Origin of the sequence: Algibacter sp. AS12 (assembly GCF_046736315.1) — a bacterium.
In the GTDB taxonomy this organism is placed as follows: Bacteria; Bacteroidota; Bacteroidia; order Flavobacteriales; family Flavobacteriaceae; genus Algibacter_B; species Algibacter_B amylolyticus.
Genome location: NZ_CP151841.1, coordinates 4,110,646 through 4,134,880, shown reverse-complemented (window position 1 = coordinate 4,134,880; position 24,235 = coordinate 4,110,646). Strand labels below are relative to the sequence as shown.

General features: G+C 33.2%; 24 protein-coding genes. 10 read left to right on the top strand and 14 right to left on the bottom strand.

The window, feature by feature from the left end:
* The 3 genes from AAFN75_RS16850 to AAFN75_RS16840 are packed head-to-tail and all read right to left on the bottom strand — an operon-like array spanning window position 1 to window position 5,818.
* Complete coding sequence (locus AAFN75_RS16850; protein WP_411807466.1) at window positions 1-1,518, bottom strand: cellulase family glycosylhydrolase; 1,518 nt, start codon at window positions 1,516-1,518, stop codon at window positions 1-3.
* Window positions 1,512-2,720: a hypothetical protein gene (locus tag AAFN75_RS16845; protein WP_411807465.1), complete on the bottom strand. Its 1,209-nt coding sequence runs from the start codon at window positions 2,718-2,720 to the stop codon at window positions 1,512-1,514. The genes AAFN75_RS16850 and AAFN75_RS16845 overlap by 7 nt, the downstream gene beginning before the upstream one ends.
* A gap of 8 nt (window positions 2,721-2,728) precedes the next feature.
* Window positions 2,729-5,818: a hypothetical protein gene (locus AAFN75_RS16840; RefSeq protein ID WP_411807464.1), complete on the bottom strand. Its 3,090-nt coding sequence runs from the start codon at window positions 5,816-5,818 to the stop codon at window positions 2,729-2,731.
* A gap of 182 nt (window positions 5,819-6,000) precedes the next feature.
* Here AAFN75_RS16840 and AAFN75_RS16835 point away from each other — a divergent pair, with 182 nt between their 5' ends.
* The 3 genes from AAFN75_RS16835 to AAFN75_RS16825 are packed head-to-tail and all read left to right on the top strand — an operon-like array spanning window position 6,001 to window position 8,060.
* Window positions 6,001-6,372 (top strand): response regulator, encoded by a 372-nt coding sequence (locus AAFN75_RS16835; RefSeq protein WP_144117495.1) that lies wholly within the window; start codon window positions 6,001-6,003, stop codon window positions 6,370-6,372.
* Between the two features lie 24 nt (window positions 6,373-6,396).
* A complete protein-coding gene (locus AAFN75_RS16830) occupies window positions 6,397-7,581 on the top strand; it encodes a response regulator (RefSeq protein WP_411807463.1) in 1,185 nt (394 codons plus the stop codon).
* Window positions 7,582-7,592: 11 nt separating this feature from the next.
* A complete protein-coding gene (locus AAFN75_RS16825; protein ID WP_411807462.1) occupies window positions 7,593-8,060 on the top strand; it encodes a family 2 glycosyl transferase in 468 nt (155 codons plus the stop codon).
* Window positions 8,061-8,119: 59 nt separating this feature from the next.
* Here the strand turns inward: AAFN75_RS16825 and AAFN75_RS16820 are convergent, their stop codons facing one another.
* The gene (locus tag AAFN75_RS16820) at window positions 8,120-8,656 is read right to left on the bottom strand and encodes a hypothetical protein (protein ID WP_411807461.1); all 537 of its coding nucleotides are present in this window, start codon (window positions 8,654-8,656) and stop codon (window positions 8,120-8,122) included.
* 542 nt (window positions 8,657-9,198) lie between these two features.
* Here AAFN75_RS16820 and AAFN75_RS16815 point away from each other — a divergent pair.
* Window positions 9,199-9,597, top strand: a complete 399-nt coding sequence (locus tag AAFN75_RS16815) for an Hsp20 family protein (protein ID WP_411807460.1) — start codon at window positions 9,199-9,201, stop codon at window positions 9,595-9,597.
* Between the two features lie 11 nt (window positions 9,598-9,608).
* Here AAFN75_RS16815 and moaA read toward each other — a convergent pair whose 3' ends face one another.
* The 10 genes from moaA to AAFN75_RS16765 all read right to left on the bottom strand — a co-directional run bounded on the left by moaA (window position 9,609) and on the right by AAFN75_RS16765 (window position 16,731).
* On the bottom strand, window positions 9,609-10,616 hold the full coding sequence (gene moaA, locus AAFN75_RS16810) for a GTP 3',8-cyclase MoaA (RefSeq protein WP_411807459.1): 1,008 nt from the start codon (window positions 10,614-10,616) through the stop codon (window positions 9,609-9,611).
* A gap of 62 nt (window positions 10,617-10,678) precedes the next feature.
* Window positions 10,679-11,590 (bottom strand): bifunctional molybdenum cofactor biosynthesis protein MoaC/MoaB, encoded by a 912-nt coding sequence (gene moaCB / locus AAFN75_RS16805; RefSeq protein ID WP_411807458.1) that lies wholly within the window; start codon window positions 11,588-11,590, stop codon window positions 10,679-10,681.
* A 31-nt stretch (window positions 11,591-11,621) separates the two neighbouring features.
* Window positions 11,622-11,969 carry a four helix bundle protein gene (locus AAFN75_RS16800; RefSeq protein ID WP_411807457.1) on the bottom strand — a complete coding sequence of 116 codons (348 nt, stop codon included), beginning with the start codon at window positions 11,967-11,969 and terminating at the stop codon, window positions 11,622-11,624.
* A 34-nt stretch (window positions 11,970-12,003) separates the two neighbouring features.
* Window positions 12,004-12,447, bottom strand: a complete 444-nt coding sequence (locus tag AAFN75_RS16795; protein ID WP_411807456.1) for a molybdenum cofactor biosynthesis protein MoaE — start codon at window positions 12,445-12,447, stop codon at window positions 12,004-12,006.
* 68 nt (window positions 12,448-12,515) lie between these two features.
* Window positions 12,516-13,616: a molybdopterin-synthase adenylyltransferase MoeB gene (moeB, locus tag AAFN75_RS16790; protein ID WP_411807455.1), complete on the bottom strand. Its 1,101-nt coding sequence runs from the start codon at window positions 13,614-13,616 to the stop codon at window positions 12,516-12,518.
* Window positions 13,617-13,661: 45 nt separating this feature from the next.
* On the bottom strand, window positions 13,662-13,895 hold the full coding sequence (locus AAFN75_RS16785) for a MoaD/ThiS family protein (protein ID WP_411807454.1): 234 nt from the start codon (window positions 13,893-13,895) through the stop codon (window positions 13,662-13,664).
* Entirely contained in the window at window positions 13,879-14,463 is a 585-nt protein-coding gene (locus tag AAFN75_RS16780; protein ID WP_411807453.1) for a molybdenum cofactor guanylyltransferase, read from the bottom strand. Before AAFN75_RS16780 ends, AAFN75_RS16785 begins: the two co-directional genes overlap by 17 nt.
* A complete protein-coding gene (locus AAFN75_RS16775; RefSeq protein ID WP_411807452.1) occupies window positions 14,464-15,204 on the bottom strand; it encodes a sulfite exporter TauE/SafE family protein in 741 nt (246 codons plus the stop codon).
* Window positions 15,205-15,543 (bottom strand): winged helix-turn-helix domain-containing protein, encoded by a 339-nt coding sequence (locus AAFN75_RS16770; RefSeq protein ID WP_411807451.1) that lies wholly within the window; start codon window positions 15,541-15,543, stop codon window positions 15,205-15,207.
* Window positions 15,544-15,552: 9 nt separating this feature from the next.
* A complete protein-coding gene (locus tag AAFN75_RS16765) occupies window positions 15,553-16,731 on the bottom strand; it encodes a molybdopterin molybdotransferase MoeA (protein WP_411807450.1) in 1,179 nt (392 codons plus the stop codon).
* A gap of 220 nt (window positions 16,732-16,951) precedes the next feature.
* Here AAFN75_RS16765 and AAFN75_RS16760 point away from each other — a divergent pair, with 220 nt between their 5' ends.
* From AAFN75_RS16760 to AAFN75_RS16735, 6 genes are all read left to right on the top strand, one after another.
* A complete protein-coding gene (locus tag AAFN75_RS16760) occupies window positions 16,952-17,701 on the top strand; it encodes a Crp/Fnr family transcriptional regulator (RefSeq protein ID WP_411807449.1) in 750 nt (249 codons plus the stop codon).
* A 387-nt stretch (window positions 17,702-18,088) separates the two neighbouring features.
* The gene (locus AAFN75_RS16755) at window positions 18,089-19,483 is read left to right on the top strand and encodes a CmpA/NrtA family ABC transporter substrate-binding protein (RefSeq protein WP_411807448.1); all 1,395 of its coding nucleotides are present in this window, start codon (window positions 18,089-18,091) and stop codon (window positions 19,481-19,483) included.
* A gap of 167 nt (window positions 19,484-19,650) precedes the next feature.
* On the top strand, window positions 19,651-20,757 hold the full coding sequence (locus tag AAFN75_RS16750; protein ID WP_411807447.1) for an ABC transporter permease: 1,107 nt from the start codon (window positions 19,651-19,653) through the stop codon (window positions 20,755-20,757).
* Window positions 20,758-21,025: 268 nt separating this feature from the next.
* Window positions 21,026-21,874: an ABC transporter ATP-binding protein gene (locus AAFN75_RS16745; protein WP_411807446.1), complete on the top strand. Its 849-nt coding sequence runs from the start codon at window positions 21,026-21,028 to the stop codon at window positions 21,872-21,874.
* 7 nt (window positions 21,875-21,881) lie between these two features.
* Window positions 21,882-22,712, top strand: coding sequence for an ABC transporter ATP-binding protein (locus AAFN75_RS16740; protein ID WP_411807445.1), 831 nt, complete (start codon window positions 21,882-21,884; stop codon window positions 22,710-22,712).
* A gap of 128 nt (window positions 22,713-22,840) precedes the next feature.
* Window positions 22,841-24,076: an alginate export family protein gene (locus AAFN75_RS16735; protein ID WP_411807444.1), complete on the top strand. Its 1,236-nt coding sequence runs from the start codon at window positions 22,841-22,843 to the stop codon at window positions 24,074-24,076.
* The last annotated feature ends 159 nt before the right edge of the window (window positions 24,077-24,235 follow it).

Sequence of the window (24,235 nt, the reverse complement as noted above, 5' to 3'; positions counted from 1 at the left end):
TTAAAGTGTTGATATATAAGTAAACGCGGGCTTAGTCTCTCCGTTTTGGTTGATAAAGCCAAAATGCTCTTGAGCTCGTTTACGCCAAGGAAGTCGTCCAACGACTTCCTTTGGTATTTCTGTAAAGTCGTATAATGTCCATGACATAAATTGTAAATTGTGGGTTTTAAATTTCTCTTGAGCCAATTTATAATATGCCATTTGATCGTTTTCTGAATTACCAAAAGGATTCCATATTCCACGATAAGAAGACAGCCCAAACTCCTGAAGCACTAAAGGCTTATTGGGTATTTCTGTTTTCATTTTACTAATGGCTTTGTCAAAATCACTTAAATCTTCATAATAATGAAATGAGATAAAATCTACTTTATCTTTTAATATTGAAGCACTTTCTGTGTTAGACCAACCAATGGTAACAGGATGCTTATCATCTATAGATTTTACTAAATCGATCATGTTGTCTACCCAAGCAATAACCAAATCTTTTCCTCTAGATTTAAAATCTAAATTAGGTTCGTTTTTAATATCCCACGCCAATAGTGCATTATGGTTTTTTACACTATTTATTATGGTTGTGGCATGTTTTTGATTTAAAGTCCAATTTAAAACGGAGTAATCGCCATAAAAATCAAACAAGGTTAAAACGACTTTTAATTGCTGTTCTTCGGCAGCATCTAAGGTGTGTTTTAGTTTTTCTAATTTTTTGTAATCTACTCTAGCTTTTCCGAAGTCTTCATATTGTACAAATAACCTAACGGCATTTAAACCAGCGTCTTTTATTATTTTAAAATCTCTTGAAATGGTGTCTTTAGAAAAAGCATCGCCAAACATATTCCAAGGTGTTGCTTGCGGATAATAGTTAATACCTTTAATGTTCAGGCTATCGGTATTTACCATTTTGTTTTCTGCTTTATAAATTTCGGTATGTTCTTTTACTAAATGTCTTATTCTCCAAAAGCCATCTTCTAATAAAAAAACAATTTTATACGTTGATAATTCTTTAGTTTCTAACACTAATGTTTCGTCTTTAAAAACACGTTTATACTCTAGTACATTTCTATCGGTAATAACGGCTAATTGGCCATCTTCACTAAAAAACTCTAAAGTAGGGTTGTGTTGTAAGGTAGTGGCTTCAATAGTTGTATTTTCAGCTTTATTTAATGCAATAAAATCATATAAATTTTTTCTAGCGCTATCTGTATAGTAATCTTTAATGCCTGCAGTTTTATTGGTTTTGTAGGCTATTTGTTTTACATACCAAGCGTCTAAGTAATCGTTTTGTAGTGCATTTAAGTTTTCGCTATCCATCGGTCTACCTTCGTTTTGTAAAGGTTCCCAATTTAATTTAGGTAAATATTGTTCTACTTTTTGTATTTCAGTATGCAGCATAGTGCTTCTGTCTGCTCCAGTATTTAAATAACTAAGGAGTGCGCTAATGCCTGCAATAATTAGCCCTATGAGAAGAATATAGGAGGCCAATAATATGGTACGCATGATGTTTTTATTAAAACCTACCATAATTTTTTAGATTTAAATACTTTGGTTTTTCCGGCTGTTTCCAATTCGAAATTATAAGTTTCATTCTCGAAAATAGCGGGTTTTAAAGTAAAATTAGCATAGCCATTAAAAGATGTTTTTGTTAGCGTTTTAAATAGCGTATCTCCTTTAAAAACTAGGAGTTTTACTTGTAAGCCATCAGGAATCATTTGCTCCATGAAACTTTGTAAAGGTCCAACACGAATAGTTCTATTATTGTTAGAAAAGGAAACTTCAAAATCTTTAATAACTTGTTTGTAATTTAGTGTTATACCGTTACTTTCTGCCATTCCATCTACAAAGGCTGTAATACGCCACTGGTCTTTAAAATCTGGATGAATTATTTTAGACGTAGCAACACCATCAATTGTAGTGCCTGTTGTTTTTAAAATATTGTTTTCGGCATTAGTTATAATAAAGGTTACAAAAGTGCCATCGCTAACTACATTATTATGACGGTCTTTAATTATGGACGTAGAAAATGTAGTAATTTGGTTGCCATCGGCATAATCATGTGGTCGTATTGCTGAAATTCTAAAATTTGTTGGAATTGCGGCAGATACATTTATGGTAAATTCCTTGGAGTTTATACCTAAACTTTCAGAAGACACCAATATGCGGCCACTTTCCTTTTTAGAATTAATATTTTTAAATGCTATTAAATTATTAGTAAGTATGGCTTCTTTTTCTTCCGAATCTAAAAACTGAAAATTTGCATGTACAGCGGTGTTATTTGGTACAGGATTATCTAAACTATCGGTAGGTATAACTACTAGCATGGTATAATCTGTTCCGCCAGCTTCTATACTTGGTGGGCCAATATAAGTTTCCATGGTAGCAATTTCGGCCTTAGGAGTAATGCTTATGTTACCAGAAATAGGTGTTTTAGTATCTAGGAATCGCCAATTAATAAGGCCAATTTTTTTCGAAATATTATCAGGTAATTTATAGAGGAATTCTTGGTTTTCTCTGTTTCCAGAAATTAAAGTAGAACCATAACTATTGGAACAGTAAAGTAGAGGTGCAACGGCTTTTGTTGCTGGGAATTTTAAAACAATAGGGCTACCAACTTCATATTCGGTTTGCATTGAAACCGGTTTAATAGTAGCGGTTTGTTCATGCTGTTGTGCCACAGCAAAGCCCGATAGTAAAATCAGTACTAATTTAATGATATGTGTTTTCATTATCTGCATTAATTAGGACTGCCTATATAGTTGTTAATTTCAATTTTTATATAACTAAAGTTAGGATGATCGATTTTTTGTAATTGTGCGTCACTGTGCTTTTTAATTCTATTAGGTACAATTTTACTAGAAATAGCATCATTTGGCAAACCGTTTACAAAAATGTTTTTCATATCACTATTTATAATTTTTACCTCACCATCTTTTAAAATTTGATACTCAAAATTTTGCTTGCGCTGTTGTCTTACTCCAGCTTTTACAAATAAATGATCTACCCAAAGCATTTCTTTATTAGCATCGTAATACGTAATTAATAGCTGCGGAATGGTTATTTCTTGCAAACCGCTATTAAACAAATTACCCTGTATGGTTCCTTTGTTAAAATTTACGGCGCTTAGTACTACATTTTTATATAAATCGGCACCCGATACGTTTCCTGCAACTTGAAGATTAAATTTGGTAGGTTGTTCTTCAAATTCTACGGGGGTAAACTCATCTGGATTAAAGGTGTCCGGAATGGAATCTTGAGTTTTAGACCATGCAATACCTTCGAAATTAATACGAAAGCTACTCGATTCTTTAGGCATTAATTTATGTTTTACATGATACTTAGCGTTATAAGTTGCCAGCTGTTTATTGTTATCGTTATAAAGTGTGCCTTTTAGAATAACATCGGCTGGAACATTATCTATATTTTGTACCTCGCCAATAATGGCGTAACTACCGTTATACTTAACTAATTTAGCCGAAACCACTTCTAGTACTGGTTGTTTTAAAATATCTTCGTGGTGGGTTTGCTCGGTTGTTATGCGTCGTCTACCTTGATTAAAATATTTAGTTGCATTATCAGAATACAATTGGTCTGGAGGTAAATCGTTGTTTAAATCGTCTGGTTGTAAATACCATTTACCGTTGTGTTTTGATAATGATTTGTAATCAACTTTTTCAATTTTCTCCAAAGGTGTAATCCATTGGCTAGTTACTTTTGCAGATACGGTACTATCGTTATGTTTTGTAATTTCGGTTTCAATGGCGTCCATTTTAGCATAACTACTAAGTAAACCATCTGTTACCGATATTTCTAACATGTATTGTGCAATGGGTAAATTGCTTTCAGGATCGATTAAACTATGCGCTTTTTCAAACTCCTTAAAATCTAAGGCATCATAATAAGCCATTATGGCATTTTCAGGACTGCGCTGTGTGTCGTTTTTTAAGTAAAACAAGTATATACCGTAGCACATAATAATGGCTAAAATAAAAGACCAAATATGAGTAATGCGTAGCACATTTCTGTTGAATTTGGTGTATGCAACCGGGTATTTTAAAAAGTCGGGTATTGGTTTAACACGGGTTTTTAGCATATTAACCCATAGCATTTGTATATTTAAGATAAAGGCAATTAAAACGGTTAAAAACGGCATAATACCCCAATGGATTTTTAGCCATTTGGCAACATCTTCTTTAGGAAGAATAGAAGATACCGGAGGAATGTTAAGACGCTCCCAAACCATAATACCATTTTCTAATTGGCGTAAACGTTGCCAACCACAGAAGTAGAGAATGGGGTCGTAAAACTTATCGTTAGAAAAAATGTACTTCAGGTTATATTTTTCTGGTGTTGTTAAAAACTGTTGAAGAGATCCAATACCTGCAACGCCTTTAAACTTCGAGTTTTCTAAACGTTCTATGGGGCGTGTGGTTAATTCTGGTAAACGTCTTGCCGAATGGTAATTACCATCAACAGTCATGGCATTAGTTTGTGCACTTAACCATGCCATTTGGTCCCCAAAACCTAAAGTTAAAAAGCGCCACTTGTCGTGATCGTCCTGGTTTAGGAAATTCACAATAGGTAGCATCTTAATTTTTTGTGGTTGCGATGGTCTAAAGTAACCCAAACTCATTGTAAAAATAACCATAGATACAAATAAACCAGCTAGTATACCACCAATGATACGGTGATAAATGGCACCAAATTTGGTTTGTATTAGTGTTTTTAAATCACCTTCAACCAAGCGATACGCAAACTCACCTAATAAGGGAATAGACATAATAGATGCCCAAAGTGTAAAGCGGTCTAAGGTTAAAATATTAAACGCTGTTTCGCCTAACATTTTTAAAGGAATTGGTGTTGTGCCACCAGTTCCTAAAATGGTACAAATGGTTATCGATAAACCAAAAAACAAATAACGTTTGCTATAATATCTATAAAAAATGTATGGTAAAACTATAAGTAAAACACCCCAAGGAATTAAAAAGAAAACCAAACCAGACGAGGTGATTTCTAAAAAGTTATCTCTAGATCCGTGAGGAATAGGTACTTGTGTAATAGGATTTGCTTTAGAGTTTAACCAATACGGGAAAATACAGCCTATTATAAGTACTAAGGATAACATACCAAAACTCACAATACGTTTAAATAGCTTAAAAAAGCTATTTAAAAAGACCTTGAATGTTACCTCTTTCATGGAGTTTACTTGTTCTCTAGAAACATCCATTAACACCATACCAATTAGTGGAAATATAAAAAAGATCATCCCGAAAATTGGAGTAACATGATGCGAGGTTACCGTTACGGCTATTAAGGATAAGGATGTGGCTAAATACCATTTTTTACCCGTTTTTAGCCATAAGTATATTTCTGGTAAGGCATGCATTAAAACAGAAACACCTACTATACTAGGTAATTGACCAAAAATATGAAGGGTTTCTACAAAAGAGGATGAAAATACCGCCAAAACTGTTGCATAACCGGCTACCGTTTTATTGGAGGTCATTAGCAACGAAAACCGATAAGTACCCGTTATAAACAGTACAATGGCTATTAGTGCCACACTAAACATGCCAAATTTTAGCCCTCCAATTAAAGACAATAAACCTATAGTTTGATGCACCAAAGGCGGATAACTCTGTACAGTAAACCCGGTGTACCACTCGTAATTCCAGGGCTCAAACCAGCTATTCGCATAATGATCTGCAAAAAACAAATGTATTAAAGCGTCATAAGTAGTTTCTAAAGTGAAAAATATAGCACTACCATGAAAAGCTAACCCTAAAAGAAGGGCGGAGATTAAATATTTGTTTGAGGTTTCTTTCATTAAATATCTTGGAGGCTGTGCTACATGGTAAAGATAAATAATTTAATTAGGCTACAAATTTAATTTATCTATAGCTTTTTACCATTCGTCTACACTTATAAATGGATTAGTCTAATTTAAAGATTAAATAGAGGTTTCTAGTGTAATTTTGACCTATAATTAGTTTAAAAAAATCCCTCAAAATGAAAGTGTTAGTTATAGATGATGAACAAACGGTACTAATGCCTATTAAAAAAAAGTTAGAAGAATTAGGGTATCAAGTTTGTACAACACCAGATGCCATAGATGGTATTTTATTGTTCGATAGTTTTAAACCAAATTTAGTAATAGTAGATATTAATATGCCTGAAATTTCTGGAATAGAATTTATAAACCATATACGAATTAAAAAAAACTCGTCTTTACCAATTATTGTTTTATCTGGTAATACAAATGATGATGTTATAGCAGAAGCCTTCAAACTAGGTATTAACGATTATATTAAAAAACCAATTTGCTTAAATGATATCTGTTCACGAATTAAACGATTAAATATCTTTTTTCAAACGCATTAATTAAAAAATTAAAAACCTCAAATCATGAAAATATTAGCCATAGACGATCAACAATTAGTTTTATTACCTCTACAAAAAAGATTACAAGAATTAGGGTACGAAGTAATAATAGAAACAGATGCCTATGCAGGTATTTCTATTTACAACCATGAAAACCCAGATTTAGTAATAGTAGATATCAATATGCCTAATGTTTCTGGTTTAGATATAGTAAAGTATATAAGAAACTCTAAAAACGCAGATACACCAGTTATGGTATTATCTGGAAATACATCAGATGATATTATTACTACCGGTTTTGAGTTGGGTATTAATGATTACATGAAAAAGCCATTAAGCTTAAACGAAATTAGTGCTCGTGTTAAGCGATTAATTGGTGCTCCAGCAGGTGAAATTACAGTTAGCAATAGTAATGTTATGATTCAGGAGCGTTGTGTAGGTGTTGTAATACCTTGTTATAACGAAGAAGAGCGTTTATTAAGTAATGAGTTTATTACCTATATCGTTAAAAACTCTGGTTATCATTTATGTTTTGTAAACGATGGGAGTACAGATAGAACCTTAGAGGTTTTAAAAGAATTGCAAAAAGGAAGAGAAGATTTTATTACCGTGTACGATTGTGAAAAAAACGGAGGTAAAGCCGAAGCTGTGCGTTTAGGGATGTTGCACATGGCAAAAAAAGAAGATTTGGATTATATAGGATTCTTGGATGCCGATTTATCTACCGACTTAGCCGATTTTGACGATTTAGTAAAAACTATTGAAACATCAGATTTTAAAATTGTAAGTGGTTCACGTATTTCTAGAATGGGAGCTAATATAACCAAAGAATCTGCACGTAAAATAATTAGTTTAACCATTAACTATATAATCCGAAAAATTTTAAAAATGGATTTTAAAGACACACAATGTGGTGCTAAAATTTTCCATAAAGACGTTATTAATATCGCGTTTGGGGAAAAATTTGTAACGCAATGGATTTTCGATGTCGAAATTTTTAAAAGAATGAGTATTTATTTCGGACTAAAAAACGCAAAAACTATGTTATGCGAGCAACCTTTAAAAAGATGGATTCATGCCGATGGTTCTAAACTATCCATGAAGGATTCAGTAAAAATTGTTGGACAACTAGCACAAATTGCGTGGGTATACCGAGCTAAAAAGTATAAGATGAAATCTGTGGTTGGAAATGAATTAAAAATGATATAACAGCTGCAATTATGATACGAATAGGAATTATTATAGTCTGTCATAATATTGAAAATAATATAAATACAGATTTATTTGTTAAACATTTAAATAAAGCGAAAAACATAGAATTTTGTTTTGTAAATAATGCAAGTAAAGATAATACACATCAAATATTAAAAGATATAAAGGAAATAAGTAAAAAGAATTTTTCAATATTAGATGTTAAAAGGTATAAATCAGATAACTCCGCAGTGCGATCCGGCTCTAGGTATATGTTTAGTCAGTTTAATTTAAACCATATTGGGTATGTTAGTACAAATTTTTTAAATAAAAAAAAGTATAGTATTTGTGGCTTAATTAAGCATATAAGAACAAATCAAGATTATATTTTAGAATATAATAAACAACTTAAGGAGGATAGTGTAATGAAACAAACCATGTTTCAATCTGTGTTTTCAATAACAGAATATTTAGAGAAATCTAAGGCCCTATATTAGCCTAGTAATAAAAAAAACAAAAAAAACTCAAGCTTAATTTAAGCCTGAGTTTTTTTTATTTACCAAGTAACAGTACCATTCATGGTTAGTATTTTACCGGTTTCAGTATTTTCAACGGTAGTATCGTCAAAAATAACCTCATTGTTGTCCTGGTCTACATTAAAGCCAGTGCCACAATCCAATTCATCAGATCCGCCGTTATAATCAGAGGCGCAAACAAATCGATATTCTTCACCATTTTTAACAATAACCATCGAGATAGCTTTTGTAGCGGCTGCATTATTCTCATCATCAAATTGTGCAGTAACAATTATAAAACTGTTGGTAAAGCTTGCTGTGGTTGGGTTTATTTCGCCATCCTCATCAATTTCAATGCTTTTATGTGTTAACGTAACCGATTTACTAGTTCCTGTTTGGTAAGCACCTTCAGCAATATTGCCAACCGTTAGGCTGGTACCAAATATAGCGGTTTCTTCACCAGATAAAGTAATAGTGCCTTTTGCGTTTCCAGAATCCCCATCCGCGTCGCTGCTGCAACCCATAAAGGTTAGTGAAACTAAAGCACATAGAATGAGGGATTTTTTTAATACATTCATAAAAAGAGATTTAAATTATTAATTAATAGCTAAAAGTAAATTTAAAATAAATAGTAAGATTTTACAACTAAAAATTATTAAATGTCTAATTTTAGTTAGTAAGCGACACCTCTAAATTATTATTCGATTTAAAATTATAAGTATTTGAAGCTGTTACCTGCTATCCGTTATATCTTTTTTATGTTTGGGCTATAGTATCTTTTATAATAGTATTAGCAAATACTAAAGTCTTCTTTATCTAGTAACACTGCGTTGCACAAAAAAGGATGCCACTTCTATCAGGGCTAAAAAATCGATTCCTATTAAATAAATAACTTGGTTTTGGAGTCTGGCTATTTATATGTAAATAAATACTAAGCCTCTAAATGTTAAATAATTACTAAGACATAAAAATTAACAAAGCCTTAATTGTTTGTTTCAATTTTTTATTATACTTTTAATTGATTTTCAGATAGATAGAGTGTGATTAAGGTCTTTTTAAATTTACTCTACTCTAATAGGTTTACCCATTATATTGCTGTTTAATTTTATCTCAATTAATTATGTCTCCATTCTCAAAAAACAAACAAAGGTTATCAAGAACCTACAAGCGTTATTTTTCAAAAACTAACGAAAATCCAGATTTAAAAGTTCTAGAAACAGATTCTAGTTTTCATTACGAATTAGAAATTCCTGGTTATGTTAAAGAAGATTTTAATTTTTATGTAAGTCGAGATAATTTGGTAGTTACCACCGATAAAAGTAATTTAAACCAAGACAGTAATGAAAATGCTGAAGGGAAAAAACATTCTTATTGTTACCCTTCTGCTTATTTTAAAATGAGAATTCCTTTACCTAGAAAATTATTAAAAAAGGAAATATTGGTAAATTATAAAAACAAAATACTAAGTTTCGATTTATTTAAGCTTAAGGATCACTCCGATGATGGCTTGTTAATATAAATCAGTACAATTTACCCACCAATAGTAATCATGCTTCGGTTGTTGTTATGCAATTTTGGTTCTTGTAGTTTTTTAAGTGTATCCATGCCACCGCGTACCTTAAATTTATCGGCAACGGCTTTTTGTATAACAGGTTCTATGGAGTTTCCAGCTCTTAAAGTGGTTAATAAATCCGATTCGCCAGCCGAAAATAAACAGTTTTTTAGTTGTCCATTTGCTGTTAAACGCAATCTATTACACGAATCGCAAAACGGATTGGTAACCGAGCTTATAATGGCAAAACTGCCTTTGTAGCCTTTTATTTTATAGTTTTTCGAGGTATCGTTAGGTGCATCTTGTATACGTTCTATGCTGTCTTCCGCGAAAGCGTTATTAACATAATCCATTACTTGGGCATAAGATACCATTTTACTCATATCCCATTTATTACCATCAAAAGGCATAAACTCAATAAAACGAACAGAAATAGGTATATCTTTGGTGAAATGTATAAAATCGATAATTTCATTATCGTTAAAACCTTTCATTAATACCGCATTTACTTTAACCTTAAAACCTTCTTTAACCAAAAGTAAAATGTTGTTGTAAACTTTTTCAAACTCGTGGCGGCGCGTAATATGTTTAAATTTTGCTGCGTCCAACGAATCTAGACTAACATTAATTTTTTTAACGCCATTGGCTTTTAAAACAGCAATAAATTTATCGATTATCACAGCGTTGGATGTAATGGAAAGCTCAACCGGAAGTGTCGCTAACTTTTCTAAAATTACCGGAATATCTTTTCTAATTAAGGGCTCGCCACCTGTTAACCTAATTTTAGTAACGCCGTTGTCTACAAACGTTTTAGCAATTTCGTAGATTTCTTCGTAAGTCATTAAATGACTTTTAGGCGATAATTTTACGCCTTCTTTTGGCATACAATAGGTACAGCGTAAATTGCAACGTTCAATTAACGAAATACGAAGATAGGCATGATCTCTACCATGTAAATCTTGTAATATGTTTGTTTTGTCTTTCATTTTTTCGTTTTGTTTAATTGCAGAATCGCTCAATCGACTTAACGACTGCAGGAATAAATATTTTAGTCGTGTCTTGCGCCTTTTAAAATTCTAAAAACATGTAACACCGATGGAAATATAGCATCCATAGATTCTTTGGCTCCGTTTGTAGAGCCAGGTAAAGCCAGAACTAAAGTATTGCCAATGGTTCCCGCAACACTTCTTGATAGCATTGCAAAAGGCATACGGTCTTGTCCGTAATTACGAATCGCTTCTTCAATACCCGGAATTCTTCTATCCAATAATGGTATTAGTGCTTCTGGTGTAACATCTCGACCCGAAAGTCCTGTGCCACCAGTATAAATTACCATGTCGATACCTTGTTCTTGATAGCTTTTTACCTTTTGTTGAATGGCTTCAATCTCATCGGGAATAATAACATATTCCGAGATTTTAACATCGCAGCTTTCAAGCTTATTTATAATCGCTTTTCCTGCCTTATCTTCTTTATGTCCAGCCGAAATAGTATCGGAACAAACCACAACAGCGGCTTTTAAATCTTTTCTAAACGCATCTTTAAAATCTGATTTACCACCTTTCTTTTTCAATAATTTAATGGCATGGATTTCTATGCCTTTATCGATAGGTTTTAGCATGTCGTACATGTTTAAAGCTACAACACTTGCGCCATGCATAGCTTCAACTTCAACACCTGTTTTGTAGATTGTTTTTACAGTAAATAAAACCGTTATTTCTAAATCGTTTATTTCATATTCAACACCTGTAAATTCAATAGGTAAGGGGTGGCAATCGGGTAAAATATCGGGTGTGCGTTTTACGCCTAATAATCCAGCCGCTTTGCTCATGGCAAATACATTGCCTTTAGGAACAGTGTCGTTTTTAATAGCTTGTATTGTTTCTATTTTGCTAACCTTTACAACAGCCTGAGCAATTGCGGTTCTTAGTGTTGTTACTTTATGTGTGATATCAACCATCTCGAATTGAATATTTATTATTTTTTATTGATTATTTCCTGCTTGCCGTTTTTCTTGAAGCCATAAAAATAGCTGTTAATTCGCTAGATTCTTTCAAAAGATTTTCAATTAAACTCTTTTCAGTTAAGTTTTCATCTAAAGCAAATTCTAACCAGAAATTAGATTCATCCACCTCTTCAATAACTATACTAATTTTAGCAATGAAACTAGGTTTAGACTGAGCAATACATGTAGCTCTATAATTTGCAGCAACAGAAGTAGAGCATCTAATCAATTGACCTCTAATATGATTAGAAAGGTATGTGTTTGGTAAAGATTTTGTTGTTTTAACACAGTTGTGGGCAAATACTTTTGTTCTATTTTTTAATTGTTCTTTCATGGTAGTTTAGTAATAAATAGTAAATAAAAAATAATCAATTATTCACTTTCCATTTATGACTCTCATCTTCAAATATTTCTTTACCAAAAACAGGAACATCTGCTTTTATAGCTTCAACGATATATTCTAAAGCTTCAAAAACTACTTTTCGTTTTGGTGAAGACACAAATACAAATAAGCAAATTTCTCCTGTTTTTACAGTACCTAAACTGTGATAAATATGCATGCATGATAAATCGAATTTATCAAAGGCAGATTCTCTAATGTCATGAAATTTCTGATTTGCCATATCTTCATAAGCCGTGTATTCAATGGCCGAAACCGTTTTACCATCAATCTCGTCTGCTCTTACTTGTCCTAAGAAAATGTTATGAGCGCCAATACTTGTTTTTGTTTGGTGTTTGTAAATAGAATTGCCAATAAATTCTGAAGTTATGGCACCTGGTTGGAATACGTTTTTTGGTTTTTTCTTTGTCATGGTTATATTTTTTCGATCTCCAAATGGAGGCGTTTTTTGTTATTACTTTTTCAGCCTTACAGGTCTTTTTAACTTTCGTTTTCCTGCGTCGTTTTAAAAACGTTGTAAGTATCAATTATTTCCTTTACGCCTTCTTTCAAACTAAAACAGTTTGTAATATTTGCACGTTGCAATATTAAAACCGCACGTTTGCTTCTTACACCAGATTGACACAAAAGGACTTTCTTTTTATCTGTAATTATTTGGTGTAAATTGTTTTCTAGCTCGCTTAACGGGATAGCTGTTATATTTAAACCTTCAATTTTTGGTAATTCATGTGCTTCTCTAACATCAATAAACTGGATGTTGTCTTTAGGAAACAAATCGTGAATAGAAATAATGCTAATTTCTGTTTCGCAATTAAAAACGATTTTGGTATTATGAAAGTTTTCTATGTTTTTTAGAATTTGAGAAATAGCGATTTCATTTCTTTTAATTTTTAAAGTGGAGGTTTTACAAGTTAAAGCATTATAGCAAAGTATGTGTCCGGAAAGGACATTACCAATACCTAAAACTATTTTTAAAACCTCGTTGGCCTGCATACTTCCAATAATACCAGGAAGCACACCTAAAACTCCTATTTCTGAGCAATTCGGTATAGTGCCTTGTGCCGGTGTATTTGGAAACAAACAACGGTATGTTGGTCCATTATTATAATTAAAAACAGAAACTTGTCCTTCAAATTTGTAAATGGCTCCAAATACTAATGGTTTGTTTGTTATTATAGCGGCATCATTCACTAAGTAACGCGTTTCAAAATTATCTGAACCATCTACAATAATATCATATTCATTAAATAATGCCATGGCGTTTTTATGCGTTAACTGTTCCGCGTAAGCGATAATAGAAATACTATCGTTTAAATCTTCTAAACGTGTTTTTGCTGCAATGGCTTTATTTACGCCTAACGATGATTTCCCATAAAGCACCTGGCGTTGTAGGTTTGTAATATCCACCACATCAAAATCTATAATGCCAATGGTTCCAATGCCTGCTGCAGTAAGATATTGTAAAATAGGGCAGCCCAAGCCACCAGCGCCAATAACCAACACTTTAGCGTTGGAAATTTTGTCTTGACCTACTTGACCAATTTCGGATAATATGATATGTCTGTTGTACCTGCTCATCATTCGTACTAAGGTAGGAATCTTATCCTACCAGTTTTTATTTTTTTATTAGCCTCCTGCAAAAGGTGGTAACAATGCAATTTCGGCACCTGTTAATTCGGTTTCTTTCGAAACGAGTTCTTGATTTTGCGCGACTTGAAAATCTTTAGTTTTTAAGGTGTTGTATTTTCTATAAAGCGTTTCTAAAAGTTCATAAATATATGTTCCGGAAACCTCTAAAGTTTCTTCTTCAATATGGGTGATTTCAGTTAATTGCCCGAAATATTTAATGGTTATTTGCATCTTTTATGGCTTTTAATTCTGTTTTAGTATTTACATTCATGGTTGTAAATTCATTTTCTTTTTCTAATATGACGTTTTTAGATTTACAGCAATTAATAGCAACCCGTAAACGTCTTTCATCATTTTTTAAAAAAGTATTAAAGGTCTTTGTAACGTCTTTATTATATAGGGCTATTAATGGCATGCCTTTACCATTGCTCTCTACCTGAATAATTTCGTGATAATCATCAATATTATCAATTAGCTTTTCAAGTATTTGTGTTTTAATTAACGGAATATCGCAACTTAAAATTAAATTATAGTCTGTTGAAGATGCTTCTAAACCTGAGCATATTCCTGCAACGGGACCTGCATTTTTAGTGATGTCGGTAATGCGTTTTAATCCGAAAACATCATAATCAGCATTATCCGAAACAATTATAATTTCGGAAACCAACGGCGATAAAGCATCAATGCTATATTGAACAAAAGGTTTGTTGTTTAGTAGTAGAAAACCTTTGTCTGTACCCATGCGGGAGCTTTTTCCACCAGCTAAAATAATGCCTGTTATGTTTTTTTTGTCTATCATTTAAGTGAAAAATAATTTGCCACAGGCAATGATTAATACAAAGGCCAAAATATATCGTAAACGTTGGTTGTTAATTATTTTACTACCATAATAACCACCTAAAACGCCCCCAACTAGTGCAATGGCAACCAATAGAAAGGATTCTTTTTGGATAGTTACGCCACTATTTAGTTGGCCTATTAATCCTGCTGCCGAATTAACCCAAATAAAAAGTGCCGAAACCGCTGCGGCTTCTTTCATTTTACCCCAATGCAATAGCAGAATTATAGGCGTTAATATAATACCACCACCAATGCCAATAAGCCCAGAAAAGAAGCCTATAATAGCACCTGTAATTAAACCTTGCCAAGGTTTTATTGGTTTTATACTATTGCTTTCTTTACCAAATACGTTTAGCATTTTTAGAATAGCAAAGACTAATAATACGGCGAGTATTTTTTTGTAAATAGAAGCATCAACCTCCAAAGTACCACCCAAATAAGCGAGTGGGATGGAAGCTATGGCAAATGAGATAAATAGCTTTTTATTAAAATGACCCGCTTTGTAATAATAGAAAAATGAAATGCCTGCAACAAAAAGATTTAACAATAGGGCAGTAGGTTTCATGGTTTCTGGTGCAAAGGAAAATAACGCCATTAACGCTAAATAGCCACTAGCACCGCCATGTCCAACACTAGCGTATAAAAAGGATACGACAGGTAGGATTAATAGAAAGAGATATATGTTTTCGGTCTGTAACATTTAAATACGCTCAATTTTTTCTAGCTGTTTGTCTAAGAAGTCCCAACAGTTTTTATTGATTTCATCGAAAGCTTTAACTAAGGCTTGTCCATATTCTGTAAGTTCTGCGCCTCCGCCGCCTTTACCACCAATACTATTTATGGTAACCGGTTTTTTAGCCGATTTATTAACGGAATCTAACAATTGCCATGCTTTTTTATAAGATATATTAAGTGATTTAGCAGCTTTTGAAAGCGACCCCGTTTTTTGAATGGCCTTTAAAAGGTGCACACGACCTTCGCCTAGAAGCACATTGTTATTGGCCTCTATCCAAATTCTACTTTTTATTTTATATCCCATAATGTTGTTTTAAACTGGTAATTGGATAACCTCAATTGTATCACCTTCATTAATATCGGTAACCGTTTCCGGAGCATAAACTAAGGCATTAGAAAGGGCAAAAGTTTGCAACATCGATGAGTTTTGACCTTCCAAAATCTCAACAGATCCGTTGTTATAAATCGCTTTTAGGAATTGAGGTCTGTCGCCTTTTTTCTTAAAACTTGAAACGGATTTGGCGGTGACCCTAGGTAATTCTTCAGTATCTCTATTCATTAGTTTTTGCAACACTATAAACACATAAACATAAAAACACGACAGAGCAGCAGCAGGGTTACCCGGTAAAGCAAAAATCTGGGTGTCATCCTTTTTCCCGTAAAACAAAGGCTTTCCTGGTTTCTGTTTTACTTTATAAAAAAGCTGCTGTACTGTTAATTCGTTTAAGGCTTTACCAACAAAATCGTAATCGCCAACAGAAATTCCACCAGTAATGAGTACAAGGTCATTGTCGTTTATTGCTGTTTGTAGTGTTTCGACAGTTTTAGTATAATTGTCTTCCACTTTGTAGAGCGTAACATCATAAAACTTTAAACTGTAGAGTGCGCTTAAAAGCATTTTAGAATTGCTCTCGTATATTTTTCCGAAAGTTAATTCTTGGCCAGCCTCAACCAACTCATTACCCGTAGTAACAAGAGCAATATTTGGTTTTTTAAATACAGAAACTTCTGTTATACCCAATGAAATAAGATAGCCAATAGCTGCTGGCGTTAGCTTAGAGCCTTTTTTTAAAGCAATATCTCCGGTTTTTACCTGTTCGCCTAATGGCCTAATGTTTTGCTGTGTGTTTGCTTGTATTTCTAGAGTGATACTGTTTCCTGTTTTGGATACCTTTTCTTGCATCATAACGGCATTAGCCGAATCTGGTACTGCAGCTCCTGTAAATATTCTAACAGCTTCTCCTTTTTTTAGAATGGGTTGGTGTCCATCGCCAGCCTTTACTTCGCCAATTAAAATGTATGTTAAATTATCATGTAAATTAAGAGCATATCCGTCCATGGCCGACTGCCTAAACGGTGGCATATTAATGGGTGATATAACATCTTTAAATAAAATGTAACCTCCAGCTTTTTCAACACGCTTAATGGTTTCTTTTAAAAGCGGTTTGCTGCTATGTTTTACAATTGAAATCGCTTCAGAAATAGAGATCATAAATATTTTTCGTTATGTCCTAACAAATATAACGAATCTGTTTAAGTCGGCCATTATTATAAAAGGTTCTTCTGAGATTAATAGAAATCAAATAAAAAATGGTTGTTAAAATTTCGATTACTTAATTAGTAAGTGCATTTTATTGAAGTACCTGTAAAAATTAAATTCTAAGTATGTTAATTAAGTATTAATACTTATTTTTACATAAATATATAACTTCATGTTAGTTTCTACTTCAAACAATCCATTCGAAAATAAAACATCATTAGATGGCACGTGTGGTGTTTGTGGAAGTCATAATTGTTTGATACACAATTTTTATGATGTGCTCTTTAATTCGAAAGAAGTACGCCATAATCCGATACTAAAGTGTCAAAAAGGACAACAGTTTGTTATTGAAGGTGCACCGGTTAATGGGCTTTATTTTATAAAATCAGGAACTGTAAAGGTGTTTAGAACAGGTATTAATGGTCGCGAACAGATTGTGCGTTTTGCAAAGGCTTGTGAAATAGTTGGGCATCGTGGTTTTGGTACTCAAGAATACTATTCTATTGGAGCTATTGCGCTACAAGATACCGAGTTGTACTATTTTGCTAAAGAGCAACTCCAAGATAATTTACTTGAAAACCCAAAGTTTGCTTATAGTATGATGTTGTTTTATGCTAATGAGCTTAATAGAAGCGAGAATAAAGTAAAGTCTATTTCTCAAATGACAGTTCGCGAGCGTGTTATTGACACCTTGTTATATATAAACCGTAAATTTGGCGACTTACGCGGATTTCTAAACTTACCTTTAAGTAGGAAAGAATATGCTGATTATGCAGGAACTACTGAAGAACAAGTAATTCGTGTCTTTTCAATCTTAAAGAAGGAAGGCTTAATAAGTGCTAAAGGGAAAAAAATTAGCATTACCGATGTTCAGCTTCTAAAGAATGAAATTAGTGAGCACAACTATTTCTTAGATACTTAATGTGCTTTAATGCTTGAGTTGTCGTTATTTTACTCTTTCTTCTTCTTCTTAATTTAAGTATTTAAGACTTATAACTTTCTCTATTTTGGGAGTCCTTGTAGTTGATTTTAGTTAACCTCTTGCTGTTAAATAGTATATAGTTTAGATAGTAATTTCATTTTTATTTTGTGTGATTTTCTAAATGTAAGTACGCATACGTATTAATCAAATGAGTTGTAAGTGGTTGTTTTATAGTTTTTTATAATAAAAACATGGTTTTTAATAGTTTTTTCTATGGTAAAAAAAGAGGTAATAATATGGGGATACTCATAAAATGAAATAAAGACTACTTATATATTTGCCTTGAATAAGTATTAATACTTAGTGTAAAATTAAAACATAACAGAAATGAAATCTCTACTAAAAAAAACAACTTGGATTTTACCCGTAGCTGCTTTATTAATGGCATGCGGTGGAAAAGAAAAGAAAAATGCGATAGCAGTAAATACGGCTACACAAACCTCTAATACTAAAACGTTGGCTATTGAAAAGCCACAACTAACGTTTGGTTTTATAAAATTAACAGATATGGCACCTTTAGCCATTGCAAAGGAAAAAGGCTTTTTTGAAGATGAAGGATTATTTGTTTCTGTTGAGGCACAATCAAATTGGAAAAATGTATTGGATCGTGTTATTGATGGTCAGTTAGATGGTTCTCATATGTTAGCAGGTCAGCCTATTGCTGCAGGTGCTGGTTTTGGGCGTCAAGCTAAATTAGTTACCGCATTTTCTATGGATTTAAATGGTAATGGTATTACAGTATCTAACGATGTGTGGTCTAAAATGAAACCAAATGTACCAAAGGGTGCCGATGGAAAACCTGTACATCCTATTAAGGCAGAAGCATTAAGACCAGTTATAGATGAGTATAAAACTAATGGTAACGCATTTAAAATGGGTATGGTTTTCCCAGTTTCTACGCATAATTACGAAATTAGATATTGGTTGGCAGCAGCTGGAATTCATCCAGGTATGTACACAGCAGATAATGTACAAGGTCAAATCGATGCCGAGGTTTTACTATCTGTAACGCCTCCACCACAAATGCCAGCTACACTTGAGGCAGGTACTATTTATGGTTACTGTGTAGGTGAGCCATGGAACCAACAGGCCGTTTTTAAAGGTATTGGTGTTCCTGTAGTAACTAACTATGACATTTGGAAAAATAACCCAGAAAAAGTATTTGTAATGACAGAGAAATTTGTTGAGGACAACCCTAATACGGCTATTGCTATAACTAAAGCTTTAATTAGAGCTGGAAAATGGTTAGATGAACCATCAAATAGAGCAGAAGCAGTTAAAATTTTATCAATGTCTCAATATGTTGGTGCTCCAGAAGAAGTATTAGCTAACTCTATGACAGGAACTTTTGAATTTGAAAAAGGAGACAAGCGTGAGATGCCAGATTTTAATGTGTTTTACAAGTACAATGCAACATATCCTTTTTATTCTGATGGGATTTGGTTTTTAACTCAAATGAGAAGATGGGGACAAATTCCTGAAGCAAAACCTGCAGATTGGTATGCAAATACTATTAAAGACATTTACAGACCAGATATCTGGACAAAAGCTGCTACCCTTTTGGTAGAAGAAGGTAATATTCCTGCAGTAGATATTCCAACAACAGATGGTTATAAACCAGCTACCACAGATTTTATAGATGGTACTATGTATGATGCTAAAGATCCTATCGCTTACATCAATAGTTTTAAAATTGGTAACAAGGATAAAGCGGTACAATAACATAAAATAAATTATTGTCAGTTCGAGTGATTTTGAATAACAAGAAATCCTATTGAGAACAATGTATAGAACAAATGAGGCTCGATAAATTTTCCACTCATTATCTATTACTAAAATCACTGGAACTGACAAGTTTTTAAAAGAAAGAATACATTAAATAAATCATCATGAAGCAAAGTTTAACATTAGGAAAAGTAACCAAATTTATGGGACTCGGTTTTTTAAGCACATTAAAAGGCCTATTTACAGGGAAGCTAGATAAGGAAGAATTTAAAACTTTTTTACGTAAAACGGTAGTGCCAATTGCTTCTATTTTGTTATTTATTGGTTTGTGGCATATGGGGGCAAAGTCTTTGTATAATATTGAAGCCGATCATAAAATTGAAAAAGCTTTAACAGATCAAGGACAAGAAGCTGCAGATGCTTTACGCGCTTGTATAGCATCGGGAGAATCTGGATGCCAGCCAAACACATTACCATCGCCAAGTCAGGTTTGGGATTCTTATAAATCGCTATTACGAGACCACAATATTATTGCGGCAGATAAAGCGGCTTTTATAGAAAAAACGGCTGCCTTAAACGAGACACGTACTGCTCAAGGTTTGGATGCTATAACGTATACGGGAAGACCATCGTTTGTAGATCAAATTTTTAGAAGTTTAAAAACAGTTTTTGCTGGTTTTTTATTGGCATTATTTATTGCTGTTCCTTTAGGAATTTTTATAGGGCTAAGTCCTACTTTAAAAAGTGCTTTTAATTGGTTTATTCAAATATTTAAACCTGTATCGCCGGTGGTTTGGTATTTACTGGTTTTTATGATTGTAAAAACATTACTAATAGGCTCTAATGAAGATAGCTCGTTTACCATCTCCTTTATTAGTGTAGGATTATGTTCTATGTGGGCTACTTTAGTTAATACAGCAATGGGAGTATCATCTGTAGATAAGGATTATATAAACGTTGCCAAAGTATTAAAGCTTGGTAATTTTCAGAAAATATTTAAAGTGGTTTTACCATCGTCTTTACCATTAATTTTTACAGGTTTAAAAATTACATTATCGGTAGCGTGGATGGTTTTAATTGCTATTGAGTTATTAGCCCAAAGTCCTGGTTTAGGATTGTTTGTTTGGGAGGAATTCCAAAATGGTGCAAACGACTCTAACGCTAAAATTATTGTTGCCATGTTTGTAATTGGTATTATAGGTTTTTTATTAGACCGCTTAATGCTAACAATACAAAACTGGGTGAGTTTTGATAAAACGGATGCGATATAATTATTGACAGAAGACGGTTAACGGAAGAGGGAAGTTTAGCTCTTTTGAGGATAAGCTGATGATTGCCTACTGAAGACAGGTAACAGCAAACTAACCCGCGTTAGGGATTGTAATGAAAAGCCCACAGCGGAGGTACGGAGCGAGGACTTGTAATGTAGAGCCCGACCCTTGTGGTAACGCCCCAAAAATAACAGAGTTTAAATGTGGAATTGTTTACCTAAGAGTATTGGATAAACAACAGGCAAGTAAACGTATAAACATATAAGAAATGGCATATTTAGAATTAAATAATATTTATAAAACTTACGGACAAGGTGATAGCGAAACCGAAGTGTTGTCGAACATTAATTTAACTATTGATGAAGGGGAGTTTGTTGCTATTGTGGGATTTACTGGTAGTGGTAAAACAACTTTGGTAAATTTAATTAATGGTTTAATTGAGCCTACTAAAGGAGAAGTTTTATTTAAAGGTGAGCCTGTACAAGGAACGAGCCATGAGCGTGGAGTAATTTTTCAAAATTATTCGTTGTTGCCTTGGTTAACGGTAGGACAAAATGTTTTTATGGCTGTTAAGGAGGCTTTTCCGAAAAAGAGTAAAACCGAGTTAAACGACATTGTTGCCAATTATGTAGAGATGGTAAGTTTAACACCGGCTATTAATAAACGTCCTAAGGAATTATCTGGTGGTATGCGCCAACGTGTTGCTGTGGCTAGAGCATTAGCTATGAAACCAGAAATGATAATTATGGATGAGCCATTGGGTGCGTTAGATGCTTTAACGCGTGGTAATTTACAAGACGAAATTTTAAATATTTGGGGTAAAGATAAGCGTACCGCTTTATTGATTACTAACGATGTTGATGAGGGTATTTATATGGCCGATCGTATTATTCCATTACGACCAGGACCTAATGCAACTTTAGGACCTGAGTTTAAAATAGATTTAGAGCGCCCTAGAGATAAAACAGAAATGAACGATAACGCGAGTTTTAAGGAAACTAGAAATGCCATTATTGAGTACTTAATGGATATTGGCGATGAAAGAAAATCGAAATCTACAGTAGAATATGTGCTTCCGGAATTGAGTCCTAAGGATTTTGTAAACCAGTTTAAATAAGATTTTTATGAGTGCTATAATAGAAAATAATACAGCAACTAAATTAAATGATAATGGTCTTTTTCCTTCTAAGGATGTGATGTTGGATTTAAAAAACCTTAAAAAGGTATATCCAACGCCAAAGGGTGATTATGTGGTTCTTGAAGATTTGAATCTGCAGATTCGAAAGGAAGAGTTTGTTACCATTATTGGTCATTCTGGTTGCGGAAAAACCACTATGCTATCTATGATTGCGGGATTAAATCCTATTTCGGGAGGAAACATTTCGGTATTAGGAAAACATATTAAAGGTCCTGGACCAGATAGAGGTGTTATTTTTCAAGCGCCTAGTTTAATGCCTTGGATGACAACCTTGCAAAACGTTATGTTAGGTGTTAACCAAGTATTTCCGCATGCATCTAGAGCGCAACGTACTGATATTGCTAAATATTATTTACAAAAGGTAGGTATGGAAGATTCGTTTAATAAACGTGCTTCAGAGTTATCTCAAGGAATGCAACAACGTGTTGGTATCGCAAGGGCATTTGCTATTAAGCCAAAAGTATTATTACTAGATGAGCCTTTTGGAATGTTAGATTCGTTAACAAGAGGCGAGCTACAAGATATACTTATAGAAATTTGGAATAAGGAAAAAATTACTGCGGTTATGATTACACACGATGTGGACGAGGCTATTTTTCTAGCAGATCGCGTGGTAATGATGACTAGTGGTCCAAAGGCTAAAATTGGAGATATTTTAAATATTGATTTTGAAAGACCTAGAACCCGTAAATCGGTTTTAGAGCATAACGATTACTACAAATACAGAAAACACTTAATTGATTTTTTAGAACATTAAGTAAAAAATAATACAAATACAGGTTGTAATTTTTTTGAAGTTATGAAAATGTTTTTTTCATGATTACAGGAAAACTACAGCTATAAATTAACAAAAACTCAAACAATCAAAAATTAAAAACAAGTAACATGAAAAAACAATATGTATTAATAGGTTTACTAGCACTAGTGGTTCAATTTGCACAAGCGCAGTTTACATTAGATGGCGAATTTAGACCACGTTCGGAATATTTCGGAAATGGTGGTAATTACACAGGAGGAAGTTTTCCTGCACAGACGGCTACAGATGCCGATGAAGGTTTTATAAGTACATCAGTAAGAGCAGCCTTAAAGGCTACGTATAAAGCAGAAACGTATACATTATATACTAGTTTTCAAGAAGTTTTTCTTTTTGGGGATAGAACTCAAATATCAGCTGTTAGCAATGGAAATTTCAGAGTACAGGAAGCTTGGGCAGATTTAAAATTAGGAGAATTTTCAAGTTTAAAATTAGGTCGTCAACCATTATCTTACGATGATCAAAGAATTTTAGGTGGTCTAGGATGGGCGCAACAAGCCAGAACGCACGATGCTGCTGTTTATAAATACAAGAAAAATAAATTCAGTTTAGATATAGGTGGATCTCTAAATACTACAACTGATGAAGTTTATAATAATTCTACATTATTTTCTTATAGAGATATGGTATTCTTAAGAGCTAATACAAAAGGTGAAAAACTTAATTTATCTTTCTTAGGGTTAGTTAACACGTACCAAAATTCTAATGTAGATGGTTCTAAAAAGTCTAGTTTAATTACTGCAGGTGTACACGCAGATTATAAAGTAAATGCATTGTCGTTAGGAGCAAATCTATTCATTCAAGAAGGAGAAAGAATAGGAGGAGTTGATGTTAAAGGTGCTTTATTAGCAAGTATTTTAGCTAAATATAAAGTTTCTGATAAATTAACTCTAGGAGCTGGTTACGAAACTATCTCGGGTCGAAAAGATGATTCTGCTGCATTCTTCCCATTATATGGAACTAATCATGCATTTAATGGTTTAATGGATCGATTTTATGTTGGAAACCATGCAAACGCTGGAGGTTTAAATGACTTACAGTTATCTCTTTCTACTAAGTTTTCTGGTTTAGCTGTTAGTTTAACAGGTCATATATTTTCAGAAGTTGAAGATGTAAATGGTTTTGATGGTAAAGCTTTAGGAACAGAATTAGATTTAGTGATAGCAAAACAATTCAAAGAATTTAAATTAGTGACTGGTTATTCTCATTTCTTTGAGCCAAGTGAAATAGCTGATTTACCGGGTGTTAAATCTACTCAAAACTGGGCTTGGGCAATGTTAATTATACAGCCAAAGTTTTTAAACTAAAATCTTTTAACTTTTTTCATCAGTGAATTGGATATAATTTCATTTTATAATATGTTGTTAGTTTGATAGTCCAATTTATTTGAATCCCGCTTCGGCGGGATTCTTTGTTTAAATTAAGAAAGCTTTACTAAATTTAAGGGGTTCAATATATTACAATAT

Coding starts and splice junctions, on each gene's coding strand:
- moaCB (WP_411807458.1), bottom strand. CDS start 11,590: ATGGTTGATATCACACATAAAGTAACAACACTAAGAACCGCAATTGCT.
- AAFN75_RS16840 (WP_411807464.1), bottom strand. CDS start 5,818: ATGAAAGAAACCTCAAACAAATATTTAATCTCCGCCCTTCTTTTAGGG.
- AAFN75_RS16820 (WP_411807461.1), bottom strand. CDS start 8,656: ATGAATGTATTAAAAAAATCCCTCATTCTATGTGCTTTAGTTTCACTA.
- AAFN75_RS16845 (WP_411807465.1), bottom strand. CDS start 2,720: ATGAAAACACATATCATTAAATTAGTACTGATTTTACTATCGGGCTTT.
- AAFN75_RS16750 (WP_411807447.1), top strand. CDS start 19,651: ATGAAGCAAAGTTTAACATTAGGAAAAGTAACCAAATTTATGGGACTC.
- AAFN75_RS16785 (WP_411807454.1), bottom strand. CDS start 13,895: ATGCAAATAACCATTAAATATTTCGGGCAATTAACTGAAATCACCCAT.
- AAFN75_RS16755 (WP_411807448.1), top strand. CDS start 18,089: ATGAAATCTCTACTAAAAAAAACAACTTGGATTTTACCCGTAGCTGCT.
- AAFN75_RS16850 (WP_411807466.1), bottom strand. CDS start 1,518: ATGGTAGGTTTTAATAAAAACATCATGCGTACCATATTATTGGCCTCC.
- AAFN75_RS16830 (WP_411807463.1), top strand. CDS start 6,397: ATGAAAATATTAGCCATAGACGATCAACAATTAGTTTTATTACCTCTA.
- AAFN75_RS16770 (WP_411807451.1), bottom strand. CDS start 15,543: ATGGGATATAAAATAAAAAGTAGAATTTGGATAGAGGCCAATAACAAT.
- AAFN75_RS16760 (WP_411807449.1), top strand. CDS start 16,952: ATGTTAGTTTCTACTTCAAACAATCCATTCGAAAATAAAACATCATTA.
- AAFN75_RS16775 (WP_411807452.1), bottom strand. CDS start 15,204: ATGTTACAGACCGAAAACATATATCTCTTTCTATTAATCCTACCTGTC.
- moaA (WP_411807459.1), bottom strand. CDS start 10,616: ATGAAAGACAAAACAAACATATTACAAGATTTACATGGTAGAGATCAT.
- AAFN75_RS16780 (WP_411807453.1), bottom strand. CDS start 14,463: ATGATAGACAAAAAAAACATAACAGGCATTATTTTAGCTGGTGGAAAA.
- moeB (WP_411807455.1), bottom strand. CDS start 13,616: ATGATGAGCAGGTACAACAGACATATCATATTATCCGAAATTGGTCAA.
- AAFN75_RS16815 (WP_411807460.1), top strand. CDS start 9,199: ATGTCTCCATTCTCAAAAAACAAACAAAGGTTATCAAGAACCTACAAG.
- AAFN75_RS16765 (WP_411807450.1), bottom strand. CDS start 16,731: ATGATCTCTATTTCTGAAGCGATTTCAATTGTAAAACATAGCAGCAAA.
- AAFN75_RS16740 (WP_411807445.1), top strand. CDS start 21,882: ATGAGTGCTATAATAGAAAATAATACAGCAACTAAATTAAATGATAAT.
- AAFN75_RS16795 (WP_411807456.1), bottom strand. CDS start 12,447: ATGACAAAGAAAAAACCAAAAAACGTATTCCAACCAGGTGCCATAACT.
- AAFN75_RS16745 (WP_411807446.1), top strand. CDS start 21,026: ATGGCATATTTAGAATTAAATAATATTTATAAAACTTACGGACAAGGT.
- AAFN75_RS16825 (WP_411807462.1), top strand. CDS start 7,593: ATGATACGAATAGGAATTATTATAGTCTGTCATAATATTGAAAATAAT.
- AAFN75_RS16735 (WP_411807444.1), top strand. CDS start 22,841: ATGAAAAAACAATATGTATTAATAGGTTTACTAGCACTAGTGGTTCAA.
- AAFN75_RS16835 (WP_144117495.1), top strand. CDS start 6,001: ATGAAAGTGTTAGTTATAGATGATGAACAAACGGTACTAATGCCTATT.
- AAFN75_RS16800 (WP_411807457.1), bottom strand. CDS start 11,969: ATGAAAGAACAATTAAAAAATAGAACAAAAGTATTTGCCCACAACTGT.